Genomic DNA, 15,803 nt, shown 5'->3' with positions numbered 1-15,803 from the left:
GACAGGCATGACACTGAAATCGCTCGCTCTGACCGCCGCCCTGGTGGCCAGCACCCTCGGCGCGGCCTTCGCGCCTTCGCTCGCGCAGGCCCAGGCCAAGGAACAGTTCTTCCCGCTGCTGGTGTACCGCACCGGCCCCTACGCGCCCAACGGCACGCCCTGGGCCAACGGCAAGCAGGACTACATCAAGTACATCAACGCCACCGGTGGAATCAACGGCGTGAAGATCACGTACGAGGAATGCGAAACCGGCTACGCCACCGACAAGGGCGTGGAATGCTACGAGCGCCTGAAGGGCCGCCCGGGCGTGACGCTGTTCGACCCGCAGGCCACCGGCATCACCTTCGCGCTGACCGACAAGGTGCCCACCGACAAGATCCCGCTCATCACGCTGGGCTACGGCCTGTCGGCCTCGCAGGACGGCGGCGTGTTCAAGTGGAACTTCCCGCTCATGGGCTCCTACTGGACCGCGGCCGACATCCTGATCCAGCACATCGGCAAAAAAGAAGGCGGCATGGACAAGCTCAAGGGCAAGAAGATCGCCCTCGTGTACCACGACTCGCCGTTCGGCAAGGAGCCGATCCCGCTGCTGCAGGAGCGCGCCAAGCAGAACGGCTTCGAGCTGTCGCTGATCCCCGTGACCGCGCCGGGCGTGGAACAGAAGTCGGCCTGGCTGCAGGTGCGCCAGTCGCGTCCCGACTTCGTGCTGCTGTGGGGCTGGGGCGTGATGAACTCCACCGCCCTGAAGGAAGCCGTGGCCACGGGCTACCCGCGCGAGAAGATGTACGGCGTGTGGTGGGCCGGCGCCGAACCCGACGTGAAGGACGTGGGCGCCAACGCCAAGGGCTACAACGCGCTGGCGCTGAACACCTCGGGCACGCAGCCCAAGGTGATCCAGGACATCCTCAAGCAGGTGCACGACAAGGGCCAGGGCACGGGTCCGAAGGACGAAGTGGGCTCGGTGCTCTACACGCGCGGCGTGATCATCCAGATGCTGACCATCGAGGCCGTGCGTCGTGCGCAGGAGCGCTTCGGCAAGGGCAAGGTCATGACCGGCGAGCAGGTGCGCTGGGGCATGGAGAACCTCGCGCTCGACCAGAAGAAGCTTGACGCGCTGGGCTTCTCGGGCGTGATGCGTCCGGTGAGCACCTCGTGCCAGGACCACATGGGCTCGACCTGGGCGCGCGTGCACACCTGGGACGGCGCCAAGTGGGGCGGCATGTCCGACTGGTACGAGGCCGACAGCCAGATCATCAAGCCGATGGTGAAGGCAGCCGCAGACAAGTACGCCGGCGAGAAGAAGCTCACCCGCCGCGAAGCAGCCGACTGCCAATCCTGATGCACTGAGTGCCGTGGCGGCTCGCAAGAGCCGCCATTCGCAAGGACGGCGATGTGCCGTTCTTGCGAATGCTTCGGACCACACCATGAGCGAACCCAAGATCCTTCTCAACGTCAACGGCATCGAGGTCATCTACAACCACGTGATCCTCGTGCTCAAGGGCGTGTCGCTGACCGTGCCCGAAAGCGGCATCGTCGCGCTGCTCGGCGGCAACGGCGCCGGCAAGACGACCACGCTGCGCGCCGTGAGCAACCTGCTCGCGGGCGAACGCGGCGCCGTGACCAAGGGCACCATCGAGCTGCGCGGCGAGCGCATCGAGGCGCTGTCGCCGGCCGAGCTGGTCAAGCGCGGGCTGATCCAGGTGATGGAAGGCCGCCACTGCTTCGCCCACCTGACCATCGAAGAGAACCTGATGACCGGCGCCTACACGCGCACCGATGGCAAGGCCTCGGTGCAGGAGACGCTGGAGAAGGTGTATGCGTATTTCCCGCGCCTGAAGACGCGCCGCACCTCGCAGGCGGCCTACACCTCGGGTGGCGAACAGCAGATGTGCGCCATCGGCCGCGCGCTGATGGCCAACCCGACCATGGTGCTGCTGGACGAGCCCTCGATGGGCCTGGCGCCGCAGATCGTGGAAGAGGTGTTCGAGATCGTCAAAGACCTGAACACCAAGGAAAAAGTGACCTTCCTGCTGGCCGAGCAGAACACCAACATGGCGCTGCGCTACGCCGACTACGGCTACATCCTGGAGAACGGCCGCATCGTGATGGACGGCGAGGCCAAGAGCCTGCGCGAGAACGAGGACGTGAAGGAGTTCTACCTCGGCGTGGGCGGCGCAGACCGCAAGAGCTTCCGTGACGTCAAGAGCTACAAGCGCCGCAAGCGTTGGCTGGCCTGAAGTACCCACCCCAGAGCGACCGAATCGATAGACGAAGGGTACGGACATGAACGACCACTACGACCAACTGGAAATCCGCGACCCCGCCGAACGCGAACGTGACCTGCTGGCCGCGCTGCCCAAGCAGATCGCCCAGGCGCAGACTGCAACGTCCGCCTTCACGAAGATCCTCGACGGCGTGAAGCCCGCCGACGTCACCTCGCGCGAAGCGCTCGCGAAGCTGCCCGTCACCCGCAAGTCGGAACTGCTCGAGCTGCAGAAGGCGCGCCGCGCCGACGACCCCTTCGGCGGCTTTGCGTCGATCGTGCGCGGGCCGCGCATGCCGCGCATCTTCGCGAGCCCCGGCACCATCTACGAACCCGAGGGCGAGGCGCGCGACTACTGGCGCACCGCGCGGGCGCTGCATGCGGCGGGCTTTCGCAGCGGCGAGCTGATCCACAACAGCTTCAGCTACCACATGACGCCGGCCGGCTCGATCATGGAAAGCGGCGCGCACGCCATGGGCTGCACCATCTTCGCGGGCGGCACGGGCCAGACCGAGCAGCAGCTCGAAGCCATCGTCGACCTCAAGCCCGACGGCTACGCGGGCACGCCGAGCTTCCTGAAGATCCTGCTGGAGAAGGCCGAAGAGAAGGGTCAGAAGCTGCCGTGGTTCACCAAGGCGCTGGTGTCCGGCGAGGCCTTTCCGCCCAGCCTGCACGACTGGATCGCCGCGCACGGCGTGCAGGGCATCCAGTGCTACGCGACCGCCGACCTGGGCCTCATCGCCTACGAAACCAGCGCGCGCCAGGGCCTGGTGATCGACGAAGGCGTGCTGGTCGAGATCGTGCGCCCCGGCACCGGCGACCCGGTGCCCGACGGCGAGGTGGGCGAGATCGTCGTCACCACCTTCAACCCCGACTACCCGCTGGTGCGCTTCGGCACCGGCGATCTCTCGGCCGTGCTCGCGGGCACCTGCCCCACGGGCCGCACCAACAAGCGCATCAAGGGCTGGCTCGGCCGCGCCGACCAGACCACCAAGGTGCGCGGCATGTTCGTGCACCCCTCGCAGGTCGCCGAGGTCGTGCGGCGCTTTCCCGAGATCGTGCGCGCGCGGCTCGTGGTGTCGGGCGAGATGGGCGACGACCAGATGACCTTCAAGCTCGAATGCGCCGGCGCTCCGGCCGGGCTCGACGCGCGCATTGCCGACGCGGTGCGCGAAGTGACCAAGCTGCGCGGCACCATCGAGCTGGTGGCGCCGGGCACCCTGCCGAACGACGGCAAGGTGATCGAGGACGCGCGCAGCTACAAGTAGGGGCGGTACAGGCGGCGCGTGACGAAGCGTGTGAGCAGCACGGTCAGTGCGAAGTAGAGCGGCACGAGGGCGGCGGCCAGCACGATCAGGCCGCCGAGGCCGGCCATGCTGGTCGACGACGGCACGAGCACCAGCGCCAGCCCCACCAGAAAGATGGCCGCGCAGCTCGCCACCACCAGCACCAGGGCGAGCACCGACGCCGCCACGGCCCGGAAGGGCCGGACGCGTGCGGGAACGGGTCCGGGGCCGAGGCCCAGCCACCCGCCCCAGAACGCCAGCGCAAAGAGCACCAGCGGCGGCGCGATCCAGCCCAGGAAGGGCAGCACGCGATTCAAGGTCCTTTCGACCTCGTTCCACGGGTCCACGGCCATCACGCACCACACCTGGATCGACGCGGACACGGCAGCGATCAACCGCGCCACCGTGGCCCGGCCCGGCGATGCGCCCGGGGGCGCCTCGGCGTCGGCATCGAACGACGACGCGGCCGGTGCCCGGGCGCCCTGCCTCAGCGCGACCCAGGTCGCCAGCCACACACCCAGCACCAGCATCGCCAGTTGCACCAGTCGGCCGCCGGGCATGTAGAGCAGCTCCAGCCCGTAGAGCCACGGGCTCAGCACGAAGTACTCGAGCACCCGCACGATGAGATAGGCGCCGGCAAGGCGCACACGCGGGCCGCGCAGCTGCGCCAGGCGCGCGGCACCGCGAACTTCCAGCGCCTGGCGGGCATGGCTCCAGGCCAATGCCGCCGACAGCACCCAGGCCATCGCGAGGTTGGCCGCCATGCCCAACCACACATCCAGGCCATAGCCGCTGTCCTCCGAGCCGGACCACAGCTGCCGGCCGAAGCGGACCCCCACGATGGCCGCTTCGACCGCCACGGTGATGAGCGCGAAGTCGCGCGGCAGGCGCCACGCGTGTGCGATGGAAGCGGGGGACGTCATCAGGGCCAATGCCCGGCTACTTCTTGCAGCTCGCCGGCAACGCCTTCTCCTTCAACCCGTCACCCGCGCTGCAATGCCACGCGATGCCCCGGTCGGTCGACGACGGCTCCATGCGCAGCGTGCCCTTGGTCGTGGCCACCTCCACCACCATGCTGTCGGGGTCGAGCGTGAGGGTGGCGCCGTTGGGCAGGTTCTCCGGCAGGCCGACGGCGGCCAGGGTGTCGGGGATTTCGGCCTTTTCTTCATAGTGGCGCGTGAGCGCGTTGCGCACCGGCGCGCCCTCGGACCAGGCCTGCGCGACAACGGCGCGGGTCTGGTACTCCTGGTAGGCCGGGATGGCTGCAGCCGCCATGACGCCGATGACAGCCACCACGATCAGCACCCCCGCCGCGCCGCCGCCGGCCCGGCCGGCATACGGCACGAAGAGCGCGAGCAGGTAGGCCACCGGGTTGCGCTCGGGCAGCTTGGCGCCCGGGTCGATGGCGCGCGCGACGCGCTTGGTGAGCCAGGGGTAGCCGCCGATGAGTTCGTGGAACGAGCCCCAGAAGCCGCGGTTGCCGCTCGACTGGGCGGCGTAGCGCTGCAGGTTCACGTTGCGCCACTGCTGCGCGCCGGCGGCCAGCGCCACCAGCGCGCGCGGCGCGGAGTCGACCTCGCGGCAGCAGGCGGCGCCGTGCAGGTCGCAGGTGTATTCCTTGGCGCGCGCATAGGCCGCGCCCAGGAGCGGCAGCCAGAGCACGGGCGCGCGCCAGATGTGGCCCGTGAGGTGGCCGCGGCGGATGTGGCCCAGCTCGTGGCCCATGTAGAAGTGGATGCCGTCGGGCTGCGCCTCCATGGCGTCGACCACGTCGGACAGCAGCACCACGAAGTTGCGGCCGAAGAAGCGCGTGGCGAAGGCGTTGAACATGCCGTCGCCGTGCAGCAGGTAGGCCTCGGGCGGCTGCGCGATGCCCAGGCGGGTGCAGCAGTCGACGAAGCGCGCGTGCAGCTCGGGCAGCTGCTGGGGCGACAGCTTCACGCCCGTGCCCTTGATCCAGGCGATGACCGCCGACTGCGCGAACACGTAGCCGATGAAGCCCAGCAGCACGTACAGCAGCGCAATGCCCAGCGTGCCGACGACGATCAGCGTCCAGGCCAGCAGGCCCAGAACGAGCGTGAGTTTGCCGAGCCAACGCTCGCGCGGATAGACCCAGGGATCCATTGGTTTCTTCTCCTCGATGCCGCCCGTCGGGCTGGCCTGTTTGTGGTTGTGGTCACCCCGGCGCGGGTGCGCGGGACGGGCGTGATCATGCCCCAGCATGGGGCGAAAACGGTGACATTCCTAAGGGCTATTCGGTATGGGTCAGCCCCCGGTCAGCCGATAAGATCGCGACCCTTTCCATTTAAAAACTCCGTCGGAGACATCATGAAGAAACTGTTTGCCCTCGCGGCGATTGCCGCGGCCGCCGTCGGCGCACACGCCCAGGATTTCCCCGCAGGCAAGCCCGTGACGCTGGTGGTGCCTTTCTCTGCCGGCGGCCCGACCGACCGCGTGGCCCGCGACCTGGCCGAATCGCTGCAGAAGACGCTGGGCACGACGATCATCGTGGACAACACCGCCGGCGCCGGCAGCTCGATCGGCACCGCCAAGGTGGCGCGCGCCAACCCCGACGGCTACACGCTGCTGCTGAACCACATCGGCATGTCGACGATGCCGGCGCTGTACCGCAAGCTGCCGTTCAACGTCGAGAACGACTTCGAATACCTCGGCATGGTCAATGAAGTGCCGATGACGCTCATCGGCAAGCCCGGCCTGCCCGCCAACAACTACAAGGAACTGACGACCTGGATCAATGCCAACAAGGGCAAGATCAACCTGGGCAACGCCGGCCTGGGCGCCGCCTCGCACCTGTGCGGCCTGCTGTTCCAGAGCGCGCTGAAGATCGAGATGACGCCCGTGCCGTACAAGGGCACCGCGCCGGCCATCGCCGACCTGCTGGGCGGCCAGATCGACCTGCTGTGCGACCAGACCACCAACACCACGTCGCAGATCGAGGCCAAGAAGGTCAAGGCCTACGCCGTGACCACCAGCAAGCGACTGAGCACGCCCGCGCTGAAAGACCTGCCCACGCTCGACGAGTCGGGCCTGAAGGGCTTCGAAGTGTCGATCTGGCACGGCGTGTACGCCCCCAAGGGCACGCCCGCACCGGTGCTGAAGAAGGTCAACGAGGCCATCAAGGCCGCCATGAAGGACCCGGCCTTCATCAAGCGCCAGGAAGGCCTGGGCGCCGTGATCACCACCGACAAGCGCGTCGAGCCGGCCGAGCACAAGAAGTTCGTCTCGGCTGAAATCGCCAAGTGGGGTCCGATCATCAAGGCCGCTGGCGTGTACGCGGACTGATTCTTTCGGCCTCTCAAGAAAAAGCCGCCGGCCCTTTCGGGTCGGCGGCTTTTTTCATGCGGTGACAGCAGGAAGAGAATCAGGGAGGCGAGTAGGTCCACACCTCGAAGTTCTTGCGCACATCGACCTGGCGCGCGGTGCGTGCCGTGAAGATGAAGCTGCTGACCGACGAGCCCTGCGCGTATTGGTAGGCGTTGTTGCCGACGCTCACGCAGTGGTTGTCGCTCGGCGAGTTCACCGGCTGGCAGTAGATGACGGCCTTGCGCGCCGAGGTGCGCACGGTGATCGAGTCGGTGAAGCGGTTGTTGTTCGGGCCACGGCCGGCCACCAGGAAGGTGGTCGGGGCGTAGGCGCCGCTGGGCACGGCCCAGCCGTCGAGGTTGCCCTCGGCGCTGAAGTCGATGTTGTTGGCACTGGGGTCGGACGGCACCGGCGCGCCGAACACGATGCCGCGCGGAACGCCGTCGATTTCCTGCATCAGCTCGGCGCGCAGGGCCGGCGTCATTTCCACGGTCGGCAGTTGCACGGCCTCGGCAAGGGTCGGTGCGCGCGAGAAGGTGCGCACGTACTGCACCGGGTTGGTCCCGCCGGCCGCTAGGAAGAACTCGAGCTTCCAGACCGCCTGGTCAGGAATGGCGCTCAGCTGCGCGTCGTCGAACTGCGGCGCTGCGAAGAGATTGCCGGACTCGACGCTGCTCGGGTTGCCGCCTTGCGCCGGGTCCACGTAGCGCGCGGCCATGCGCCACAGCGAGGAGTTCAGCGCGCCGTTGGCGGTGCCGTCGGTGGTGAGCACCAGGGTGGTCAGTCCGGCCCGGGGCACGAGGACCAGTTCACGGCCCGGCAGCGCGGACGAGGTGGCCACCACCTTCGTGAAGATCGAGTCGCCGTTGCCGTCGAGCACGTTGTCCACTGACACGTTGTAGCCCGCGGCGTGGTACTTCAGGTTCGCGTGCTTGAGGAAGTCCTTCAGCTCCTGCTGCGGGCGCACGGCGGCGCGGTAGGCGTTGCTGTTGCCGGTGAGCTTGAGCGCGCCGTTCACGATCCTGGCGTTGAACACGTCGTTGTCGGTGTTGCCCACGCTGTCGGTCCAGCGGTAGGTGAGCGCGATGTCGCCGCCCGGATGGAAGTATTCGAAGTTGCCGCGGTCGTGCTTCAGGTTCGTGGGGCCGAAGCGGAACAGGCTTTCGAAAGGCCGGCGCGGGCCGCTCGACGCGCGCCCGATGTGCAGGCCGGCCGCGACGAAGCTGGCCGGGTCGTCGCCCACGAACAGCGTACGGCAGGCCGGCGCGACCACGTCGGCGGCCTCGCCGAAGGCGTTGCCGTCGGAGCCGATGGTGCTGTCCACGCGCTCGTTCAGCGGCAGCGCGTAGCAGGCATTGAGGCGGTCCAGCAGGTCCTTGACCATCGCCGGCGTGGGCGGCTGCACGAGGGCCGCGGCATCGACCGCGGGCAGCGGCGCGATGCTGCTCTCGCCGGTGCGAAAGACGATGGACACGGGCGCGCTCTCTTCGCTCGCGGGCTGCGCCTTGACGGTGATCTCGATGTTGGCGGCCGTGCCGTCGGGGCGCACCGAGACGTTCAGCGTGTCGAGCACACGGTCCTGGCCCGTGCCGTTGGCCTGGAAGGTGCCGCTCATCGGGTCGATGCTGGTGTTGAGCGCGTCCAGCAGCGGCTTGAGCGCGGCCACGAGCTTCGCCACCTGGTCGCTGATGGCGCCCGGTGTGACGGCGCCGGCATCGGCCTGCACCGCGGCGGCGAGCTTCGACGGATCGCCGTTGGGCGACAGCTGCGCCACCACCACGGTGGTCAGCGGCGTGACGTTGGTGGTGCCGGTGGCGGTGCTGGCGGTGGTGCTGTAGAGCGTGAGGTCGTCGCGCACGGCCTGGATCACCAGCGGCGCCTTGGTGCCCGCGGGCAGCACGCAGCTGTAGGTGCCTTCGGCCGGCACGGTCACTTCGCAGACCTTGGCGCCGGTCTGGTCGAACACGGTGAGCGCGGCGCCGGCAAAGGCCGCGCCGGTGGCCACGGTGCCGCTCAGCGTGCCGGGCGATTCGGCGGCGGGCGGCGTGCCGCCGTTGCCGCCCGTACCGACGGGGAACGCGAAACCACCGCCGCCTCCGCCACCCCCACCGCCGCCGCAGGCGCCGAGGATCAACAGGGTGGCAAGGGACAGGGCGTGGGGGATTCTGGAGGTGGGGTGGGGCATCGTGGGTCTCTCGAAAAGGGAAAGGGCCTGGGCAGCAACCGAGGGCGCTGCAAACAATAGCTTTCGCTTTTGGAAATCAAATGATGCAAATGCACCATTCTTGAAACCGCACGGCCGAGCCCCGCGCGCGTCACCGGAACATGGGATGGGCATGCAGCGGCGGGACTGGAAGACTCCCCGCATGACCTTCACGGCCGGTGTCCCGCGCGACTTCAGCGACCTCCTGTTGCGGCTGTACCGCCTCTCGCACGAGCTACCCATCGACGCCTTCCAGGACGCCGCGCTCGACCTCCTCAAGCCCGTGCTGCCCTTCGACTCGTCGATGTGGGGTACCGCCACCCGCACCGACCACGGCATCGACATCCACACGATCCACCTGCACAACCAGCCGCTCGAGATGGTCACGGCCTACGAGCAGGTCAAGCACATGGACACGGCCGCCGGCGAGGTGGCCAAGCAGTCGAACGCCACGCTCGCCTTCAATGCGCAGGCGTGGTTCTGCCGCGACGACCAGGCCGAGCTGCGCGACTACGGCCGCCGCTTCGAGCAGGCCAACTTCTTCATCACCTCGGATTCGAACCCGCAGACGAGCTTCGTCCACTGGCTCAGCCTGTTCCGCGCCGACCCGGAAGCCCACGGCACGGAGGAAGAGCGGCAACTGCTCGCCAGCCTCGCGCCGCACGTGATGCAGGCGCTGGCGCTGAACCGCGTGATGCACCTGGACCGCCTCGAGGCGGGCAGCGCGTCGCCCGGCGGCTCGGCCATCGGCGACCTGCGCGGCGTGCTGTACCACGCCGACCGGCTGTTCGAGGCCATGCTGAAGGCCGAGTGGCCGGCCTGGCACGGCCGCACGCTGCCCGATGCGCTGCTGCAGCACTTCCTGCAGGGCCACGCGCGCTTCAACGGGCGCGAGATCGTGGTCACGCACCGCGTCGAGCAGCGCCTGCTGTTCCTCAAGTGCCGCCACCGCTGCCGCGCCGACAGCCTCACGCCGCGCGAGCACACCATCGCCGAGCTGCTGGCGCGCGGCGACACCCACAAGGAAGTGGCCGCCATCCTGAACCGCTCGCCGGCCACGGTGCGCAACCACATCCAGTCGATCTACGACAAGCTGCAGGTGGGCAACGTGGCGGGGTTGATCCACGAGCTGCGGCTGGCGGGCTGACCAGCGCCCTGCCCCAAAAGAAAAGGCGCCGTCGGCGCCTTTTCTGTTTGAGTCCGCGATGCCTCTACTTCGGCCGGATCGCGTCTGCCGTGCCCTGGATGAAGGCCTTGATGCTCTCGATGTCGTCGCCCGAGAGCTTGCCCGTGAAGTCGGGCATGCCGCGCGACATGGCCGGGCCCTTGAGCACGAACTTGTCGAGGTTCTCGATGTAGGCCGGGTCGAGGTAGCCCAGGTTCGGGATGTTGCCGCCGCGGTCCACGCCCGGCACGCCGTGGCAGAACACGCAGTTGCTCACGTACAGCATGGTGCCGGCCTGGACCTTGGCGGGGTCGTACTTCACGCCCTGCACCAGCTTGGCCATGCGGTACTCGACGAACGCGGGCATCTTGGCCGTGCCGCCGACCGCGAAGGTGTAGACCGTGCCCGGGCCTTGGCGCTCGGTGGCGCGCTGCGCCAGGCCGTACACGCCGCCCCAGCCCACGGCCACCGACACGTACTGCTTGCCGTCCACCATGTAGGTCGCGGGCGCCGCCACCACGCCGGTGCCGGTGGGCGTTTCCCACAGCTTCTCGCCGGTCTTGGCGTGGTAGGCCACCAGGCGCCCGTCGGCCGTGCCCTGGAACACCAGGTCGCCGGCGGTGGTCAGCGTGCCGCCGTTCCACGGCGAGGCGTAGTCCACGCCCCAGGCTTCCTTCTGCTTGATGGGGTCCCAGGCCACGAGGCGGCCGAAGGGCTTGCTCGTGGGCGGCTCGACGTTGGCGAACTTGCCCAGGTTCCAGCCCAGCGCCGCGTGCGGCCGGCCGGGCGCGTTCTCGTCGAACTTCCAGGCCTTGTCGTCCATCAGGTTGATCGGCACGTGCTGGGCCGGCAGGTAGGCCAGGCCGGTCTGCGGGTTGTAGGACATCGGATGCCAGTTGTGCGCGCCGAACGGGCCCGGGATGCTGTCGCCCGGCTTCTCGTTCTGCCGCGCGGCGGGGACCTCGATGGGCCGGCCGTTCTTGTCGTAGCCCGTTGCCCAGTTGACCGCGACGAAGTTCTTCGCCGAGATGAACTTGCCGTTGGTGCGGTCGATGACGAAGAAGAAGCCGTTCTTGGGCGCGTGCAGCAGCACCTTGCGCGCCTTGCCGTTCAGCTTGACGTCGGCCAGGATCATCGACTGCGTGGAGGTGTAGTCCCAGTTGTCGCCGGGCGTCTCCTGGTAGTGCCACTTGTACTTGCCGGTGTCGGGGTCGAGCGCGACCACCGAGCCCAGGTACAGGTTGTCGCCGCCCTTGGGGCTGCGCGCCTTGGCCGCCCAGGGCGAGCCGTTGCCGGTGCCCACGTACATCAGGTTGAGTTCGGGGTCGAAGGCGAAGCTGTCCCAGGCGGTGCCGCCGCCGCCGGCCTCCCAGTACTTGCCGCTCGGGTCCCAGGTCTTGGCGGCGCGCGCCATCGACTCGTCTTCGAAGGGCTTGCTCGGGTCGCCGGGCACCACGAACCAGCGCCACTTCTGGTCGCCGGTCTTCGCGTCGTAGGCGGTGACGTAGCCGCGCACGCCGTACTCGGCACCGCCGTTGCCGATGATCACCTTGCCCTTGAACACGCGCGGCGCGCCGGTGATGGTGTAGCTGCCCTTCTGGCCCTCGATGGTGTTCTTCTCCCACACCTTCTGGCCGGTGGCGGCGTCGAGCGCGATCAGGCGGCCGTCGTAGGCGGCCACGTAGACGCGGCCCTCGTACAGCGCCACGCCGCGGTTGACCACGTCGCAGCAGCCCCTGAAGCCCTTCGTGCGGTCGACCTGCGGATCGAAGGTCCAGATCTTCTGCCCGGTGCGCGTGTCGATCGCATGCACGATGCTCCACGAGGCCGTGACGTACATGATGCCGTCGACCACCAGCGGCGTGGCTTCCACGCCGCGCGTCGATTCGAGGTTGTACGACCAGACCAGCCCGAGCTGCTTCACGTTGCCGGTGTTGACCTGGTCGAGTTTGCTGAAGCGCGACTCGGCGTAGTCGAGCCCGTAGCTGGGCCAGTCGGGCGTCTTCTTCGCCGCGTTGGCGCGCACGAAGTTGCCGTCGACGCGCTTGGCGGCCGCGCCGGCGCGGTCCTGCGGGCTGGCGGCCGTCTGGGCCAGCGCCGGGGCCGCCAGGCCCAGGCACAGCAAGGCGCCCGCAAGCAGGCGCCGCCCGGAAAGAGGCTGTGTCGTTGTCGTCTTCATCGGGGTCTGTCTCCTTCTTCGTTCTGCCCCAAGGATCGTTCGCACGGCATCGGCCTTCACCCCCGGGATTTCCCCAATCAAGCCTTGTTCCATTGCGGAACACATTCGAGAGGGTCCCTGAACCCGGAAGAGGTGGCGAACCCATGGCGCTCGACAGGCTCGGCACGGCGGATGCGCCGCGCCAACTCTTTGCCAGCACGCCGGCGCAGCGCGTGGCGCTGGCGCGGCAGCAGTTTTTCGAAGAAGGCGTGCGCCCCTCGGGGCTGGTCGGCGAGGCGGTCATCCAGTCGTGGATGCGCTGCAGCCGCACCCACGCCGACCGGCAGCGCGTGGTGGCCTTCGACGCCGTCACGCCCAGCCGGCTGCACACCACGCTCGCGCGCAACCGCGAGCTGCTCGACGTGGCGCGGCACGAGCTCGCGCAGATGGAGCACATGCTCGCGGGCACCGACTGCCGCGTGATCCTCACCGACCGCGACGGCGTGGTGGTGCACGTCACGAGCCAGCCCGCCGGCACGCACCAGCCCGTGCTGCGCCAGACCGCACGCCTGGGCGTGAACATTTCCGAGCGCGTGGTGGGCACCACGGCGCCGGGCATCGTGGCCAGCACCGGGCAGGCCTGCACCGTGGACGGCGCCGAGCACTACTACGACGTGCTGTGCCACATGCAATGCGCCGCGGCGCCGATCCGCGACGTGAGCGGCCAGCTCGCGGGCGTGCTCGACCTCACGGTGGAGGCGCGCCGCTTCGGCTTCGACGCGGCCTCGATGGTGGCGCTGCACGCCACCATCATCGAGAACCGGTTGCTGCAGGCGCAGTCGCGCGACCACCTGATCCTGCGCTTCCAGGCCAGCCCCACGCTGCTGGGCACGCCGCTCGAGGCGCTCGCGGGCATCGCGCCCGACGGCACCATCGCGTGGCTCAACAACGCCGGCGCGCGGCTGCTGGGGCGGCTGCCCGAAGCCCCCGACGACCGCGACGTGGAATGCCTGCTGGGCCACGACCTCGCGAGCCTGCTGCGGCTGGGCCGGCGCGAGGCCGCGCAGCCGCTGCGGCTGGCGAGCGGGCTCGGCGTGTGGATGCAGGCGCAGCTCAAGGGCGCGGACGGCGCGGACTTCCGGCACGCGGTGGCGATGCCCGACATGGCGAGCGCACCGGTCGATGCGCCCGTGGCGATCGACGTGCAGGCGCAGCCGCCCGTGGCGCTTGCACCCGCCAGCGACATCGAGCCGGTGCCGCCCACCGAAACCCTGCGCGAACACAGCCGCAAGCTGATCGAGGACACGCTCGCGGCGCACGGCGGCAACGTGTCGCAGGCGGCGCGGCAGTTGCGCGTGTCGCGTGGCACGCTGTACCGGCGGCTGCGCGGCTGGCGCGACGACGACAGCAGCAGCGCAGCAGCGGACTGACGGACGGCGCAGGTTCAGGCGCCGGCGCGCGCCAGCGCACGCGCGCGGCGCGCCTTCGCATCGGGCTGCAGCGGCCGCAGGTAGTCGTGCAACGCGAGCGCCGCTGCTCCCACCGCGGGCGCGAGTTCTTCGTAGCGCGCGGTGCGCAGTTCCGGCGCAGGCATGCCGGCACGCTCCGCATGCCCCTTCACGCCTTCGAACGCCGCCTGCGCGAACTCCGGATGCTCGGCGCAGACCTTGCCCCCGAGCACGATCGCGCGCGGGTTGAAGGTGACCCACAGGTTCTGCAGCAGCACGCCGAAGAACGCAGCGGCGCGCGCCATGTCCGCGCCCTCGCGCGCCAGCACGCGCGAACCGAAGAAGGCTTCGGCGCAGCCGCGCCGGCCGCACGAGCACAGCGGGCCGTCCAACTGCAGGATGGTGTGGCCGATCTCGCCGGCCATGCCTTGCGCGCCGGTGAAGAGGCGGTCGTTCAGCACCACGCCCGCGCCCACGCCGACGTCGCTGTTGACGAAGATCAGCGGGTCTTCGCCCTCGCCCGCGGCAAACTCGTACTCGCCGAGCGCGGCGGCATCGGCGTCGTTCTGCAGTTGCACGGTGACGCCCGGCAGGCCCGCCGCTGCCAGCGCCTTTTCGAGCGCGGGCAGCAGGTTCACGTTGCGCCAGCCGAGGTTGGGCGCGAAGCGCACGACGCCCGTGCAGTCGTCCACCGCGCCGGGCACGCACACGCCGATGCTCGACAGGCGCAGGCCGCGCTGGTCGAGCTGCGCATGCGCCGCCGCCGCCATGCGCGCGAGCTGCGCGCACACGCGGGCCGGCGCGCCGTCGTCCAGCGGCTCGGCCTGCGCATGCAGCACCTCGCCCTGCAGCGAGACGCACACGAGGCGCAGCGTTTCGACGGCGATCTCCACGCCCATCAGCGCGCGCACGCCGACGTTGATCTGCAGCGGCGTGGACGGCCGCCCGAGCCCGTCGGCCACGGCCGCGCCCGATTCGCTCAACCAGCCCTCGTCGAGCAGCTCGCGCACCAGCAGGCTCACGGTCGACTTGGTGAGCCCGCTTTCGCTCGCAAGGCGCGCACGCGACAAGCCCGGCTGCGCGCGCAGCAACCGCAGCAGCACGCTGCGGTTCAGGCGCTTGAGCAGCTGCTGGTCGCCGATGGTCTTCATGTCATGCCGCTGCGGTGGCCGCGGTTGCTGCGTGGTGCGCCTGTTCGCGTCCCTCGGGCCGCTTGCCGGCAATGATCATCCCGAGCACCTCGTCCTCGGTCACGTCGGCCGTGCGGTAGGTGCCCACGAGCTTGCCGTTCTTCATCACCGCGAGCCGGTCGCTCAGCGAGAACACGTCGGGCATGTCGTGCGTGATGAGGAAGATGCCGACGCCGTCGTCCTTCAGCTGCTTGACCAGGCGCCCGACCATCGCCGTCTCTTCGGGGCCGAGCGCGGCGCAGGGCTCGTCCATGATGAGGATGCGCGCGTTGAAGTACAGCGCGCGCGAAATCGCCACCACCTGCCGCTGCCCGCCCGACAGGCGCCGCACCGGGATGCGGATGTTGGTGAAGTTCTTGTTCAGGCGCTGGAACACCTTGCGCGCCTGCACTTCCATGAAGTGGTCGTCCAGCGTGTTCCACGCCGTCATCTTCTCGCGGCCCAGAAAAAGGTTGGCCACCGAGTCGAGGTTGTCGGCCAGCGCGAGCGTCTGGTAGATGGTCTCGATGCCCTGCGCCTGCGCCTCGGCGGGCGTGCGGATGTGGACCTTCTCGCCGGCGATGAGCGTGTCGCCCGAATCGATCGGGTAGGCGCCCGCGAGCATCTTCATCAGCGTGGACTTGCCCGCGCCGTTGTGGCCCAGGAGCGCCACCACTTCGCCGGGGTAGAGGTTGATGCTCACGCCGTCCACGGCCTTCACGCCGCCGAAGGCCTTGCGGATCTCGCGCAGCTCGACCAGCGGTTTTGTCTTGTCGATGTCGGCCAT

The 15,803-nt window shown here is 69.1% G+C and carries 12 protein-coding genes; 6 read left to right on the top strand and 6 right to left on the bottom strand.

The features are described 5' to 3' along the window. Positions 1 to 7: 7 nt before the first annotated feature. From AC1RAA_RS21230 to AC1RAA_RS21220, 3 genes are all read left to right on the top strand, one after another. Positions 8 to 1,339 carry an ABC transporter substrate-binding protein gene (locus AC1RAA_RS21230; RefSeq protein ID WP_062473894.1) on the top strand — a complete coding sequence of 444 codons (1,332 nt, stop codon included), beginning with the start codon at positions 8 to 10 and terminating at the stop codon, positions 1,337 to 1,339. 85 nt (positions 1,340 to 1,424) lie between these two features. Then, positions 1,425 to 2,237, top strand: coding sequence for an ABC transporter ATP-binding protein (locus AC1RAA_RS21225; RefSeq protein ID WP_062473897.1), 813 nt, complete (start codon positions 1,425 to 1,427; stop codon positions 2,235 to 2,237). Between the two features lie 46 nt (positions 2,238 to 2,283). Continuing rightward, complete coding sequence (locus tag AC1RAA_RS21220) at positions 2,284 to 3,531, top strand: phenylacetate--CoA ligase family protein (RefSeq protein WP_307581995.1); 1,248 nt, start codon at positions 2,284 to 2,286, stop codon at positions 3,529 to 3,531. Here AC1RAA_RS21220 and AC1RAA_RS21215 read toward each other — a convergent pair. Together AC1RAA_RS21215 and AC1RAA_RS21210 are read right to left on the bottom strand one after the other, a co-directional pair. Then, positions 3,522 to 4,472 carry a hypothetical protein gene (locus AC1RAA_RS21215; protein WP_492730454.1) on the bottom strand — a complete coding sequence of 317 codons (951 nt, stop codon included), beginning with the start codon at positions 4,470 to 4,472 and terminating at the stop codon, positions 3,522 to 3,524. The genes AC1RAA_RS21220 and AC1RAA_RS21215 overlap by 10 nt on opposite strands. 16 nt (positions 4,473 to 4,488) lie before the next feature. Then, positions 4,489 to 5,673, bottom strand: a complete 1,185-nt coding sequence (locus AC1RAA_RS21210; protein ID WP_492730452.1) for a M48 family metalloprotease — start codon at positions 5,671 to 5,673, stop codon at positions 4,489 to 4,491. A gap of 204 nt (positions 5,674 to 5,877) precedes the next feature. Between AC1RAA_RS21210 and AC1RAA_RS21205 the strand changes: the two genes are divergently transcribed. Beyond that, a complete protein-coding gene (locus AC1RAA_RS21205; protein WP_070062994.1) occupies positions 5,878 to 6,852 on the top strand; it encodes a tripartite tricarboxylate transporter substrate-binding protein in 975 nt (324 codons plus the stop codon). A 79-nt stretch (positions 6,853 to 6,931) separates the two neighbouring features. Here the strand turns inward: AC1RAA_RS21205 and AC1RAA_RS21200 are convergent, their stop codons facing one another. Then, entirely contained in the window at positions 6,932 to 9,058 is a 2,127-nt protein-coding gene (locus tag AC1RAA_RS21200; protein ID WP_492730450.1) for a carboxypeptidase regulatory-like domain-containing protein, read from the bottom strand. Between the two features lie 181 nt (positions 9,059 to 9,239). Between AC1RAA_RS21200 and AC1RAA_RS21195 the strand changes: the two genes are divergently transcribed. Further along, positions 9,240 to 10,223 (top strand): helix-turn-helix transcriptional regulator, encoded by a 984-nt coding sequence (locus AC1RAA_RS21195; RefSeq protein WP_062473909.1) that lies wholly within the window; start codon positions 9,240 to 9,242, stop codon positions 10,221 to 10,223. A 64-nt stretch (positions 10,224 to 10,287) separates the two neighbouring features. Here the strand turns inward: AC1RAA_RS21195 and AC1RAA_RS21190 are convergent, their stop codons facing one another. Then, a complete protein-coding gene (locus tag AC1RAA_RS21190) occupies positions 10,288 to 12,420 on the bottom strand; it encodes a PQQ-dependent dehydrogenase, methanol/ethanol family (RefSeq protein WP_062473911.1) in 2,133 nt (710 codons plus the stop codon). 143 nt (positions 12,421 to 12,563) lie between these two features. Between AC1RAA_RS21190 and AC1RAA_RS21185 the strand changes: the two genes are divergently transcribed. After that, positions 12,564 to 13,829: a helix-turn-helix domain-containing protein gene (locus AC1RAA_RS21185; RefSeq protein WP_492730448.1), complete on the top strand. Its 1,266-nt coding sequence runs from the start codon at positions 12,564 to 12,566 to the stop codon at positions 13,827 to 13,829. Between the two features lie 14 nt (positions 13,830 to 13,843). Here AC1RAA_RS21185 and AC1RAA_RS21180 read toward each other — a convergent pair whose 3' ends face one another. Together AC1RAA_RS21180 and AC1RAA_RS21175 are read right to left on the bottom strand one after the other, a co-directional pair. Then, positions 13,844 to 14,998 carry an ROK family transcriptional regulator gene (locus AC1RAA_RS21180; RefSeq protein ID WP_492730446.1) on the bottom strand — a complete coding sequence of 385 codons (1,155 nt, stop codon included), beginning with the start codon at positions 14,996 to 14,998 and terminating at the stop codon, positions 13,844 to 13,846. 1 nt (position 14,999) lies between these two features. Next, positions 15,000 to 15,803: an ATP-binding cassette domain-containing protein gene (locus AC1RAA_RS21175; RefSeq protein WP_095747145.1), complete on the bottom strand. Its 804-nt coding sequence runs from the start codon at positions 15,801 to 15,803 to the stop codon at positions 15,000 to 15,002.

Source organism: Variovorax sp. GW823-FHT04F07, assembly GCF_058795995.1.
This window is presented reverse-complemented; position numbering and strand designations above follow the sequence as displayed.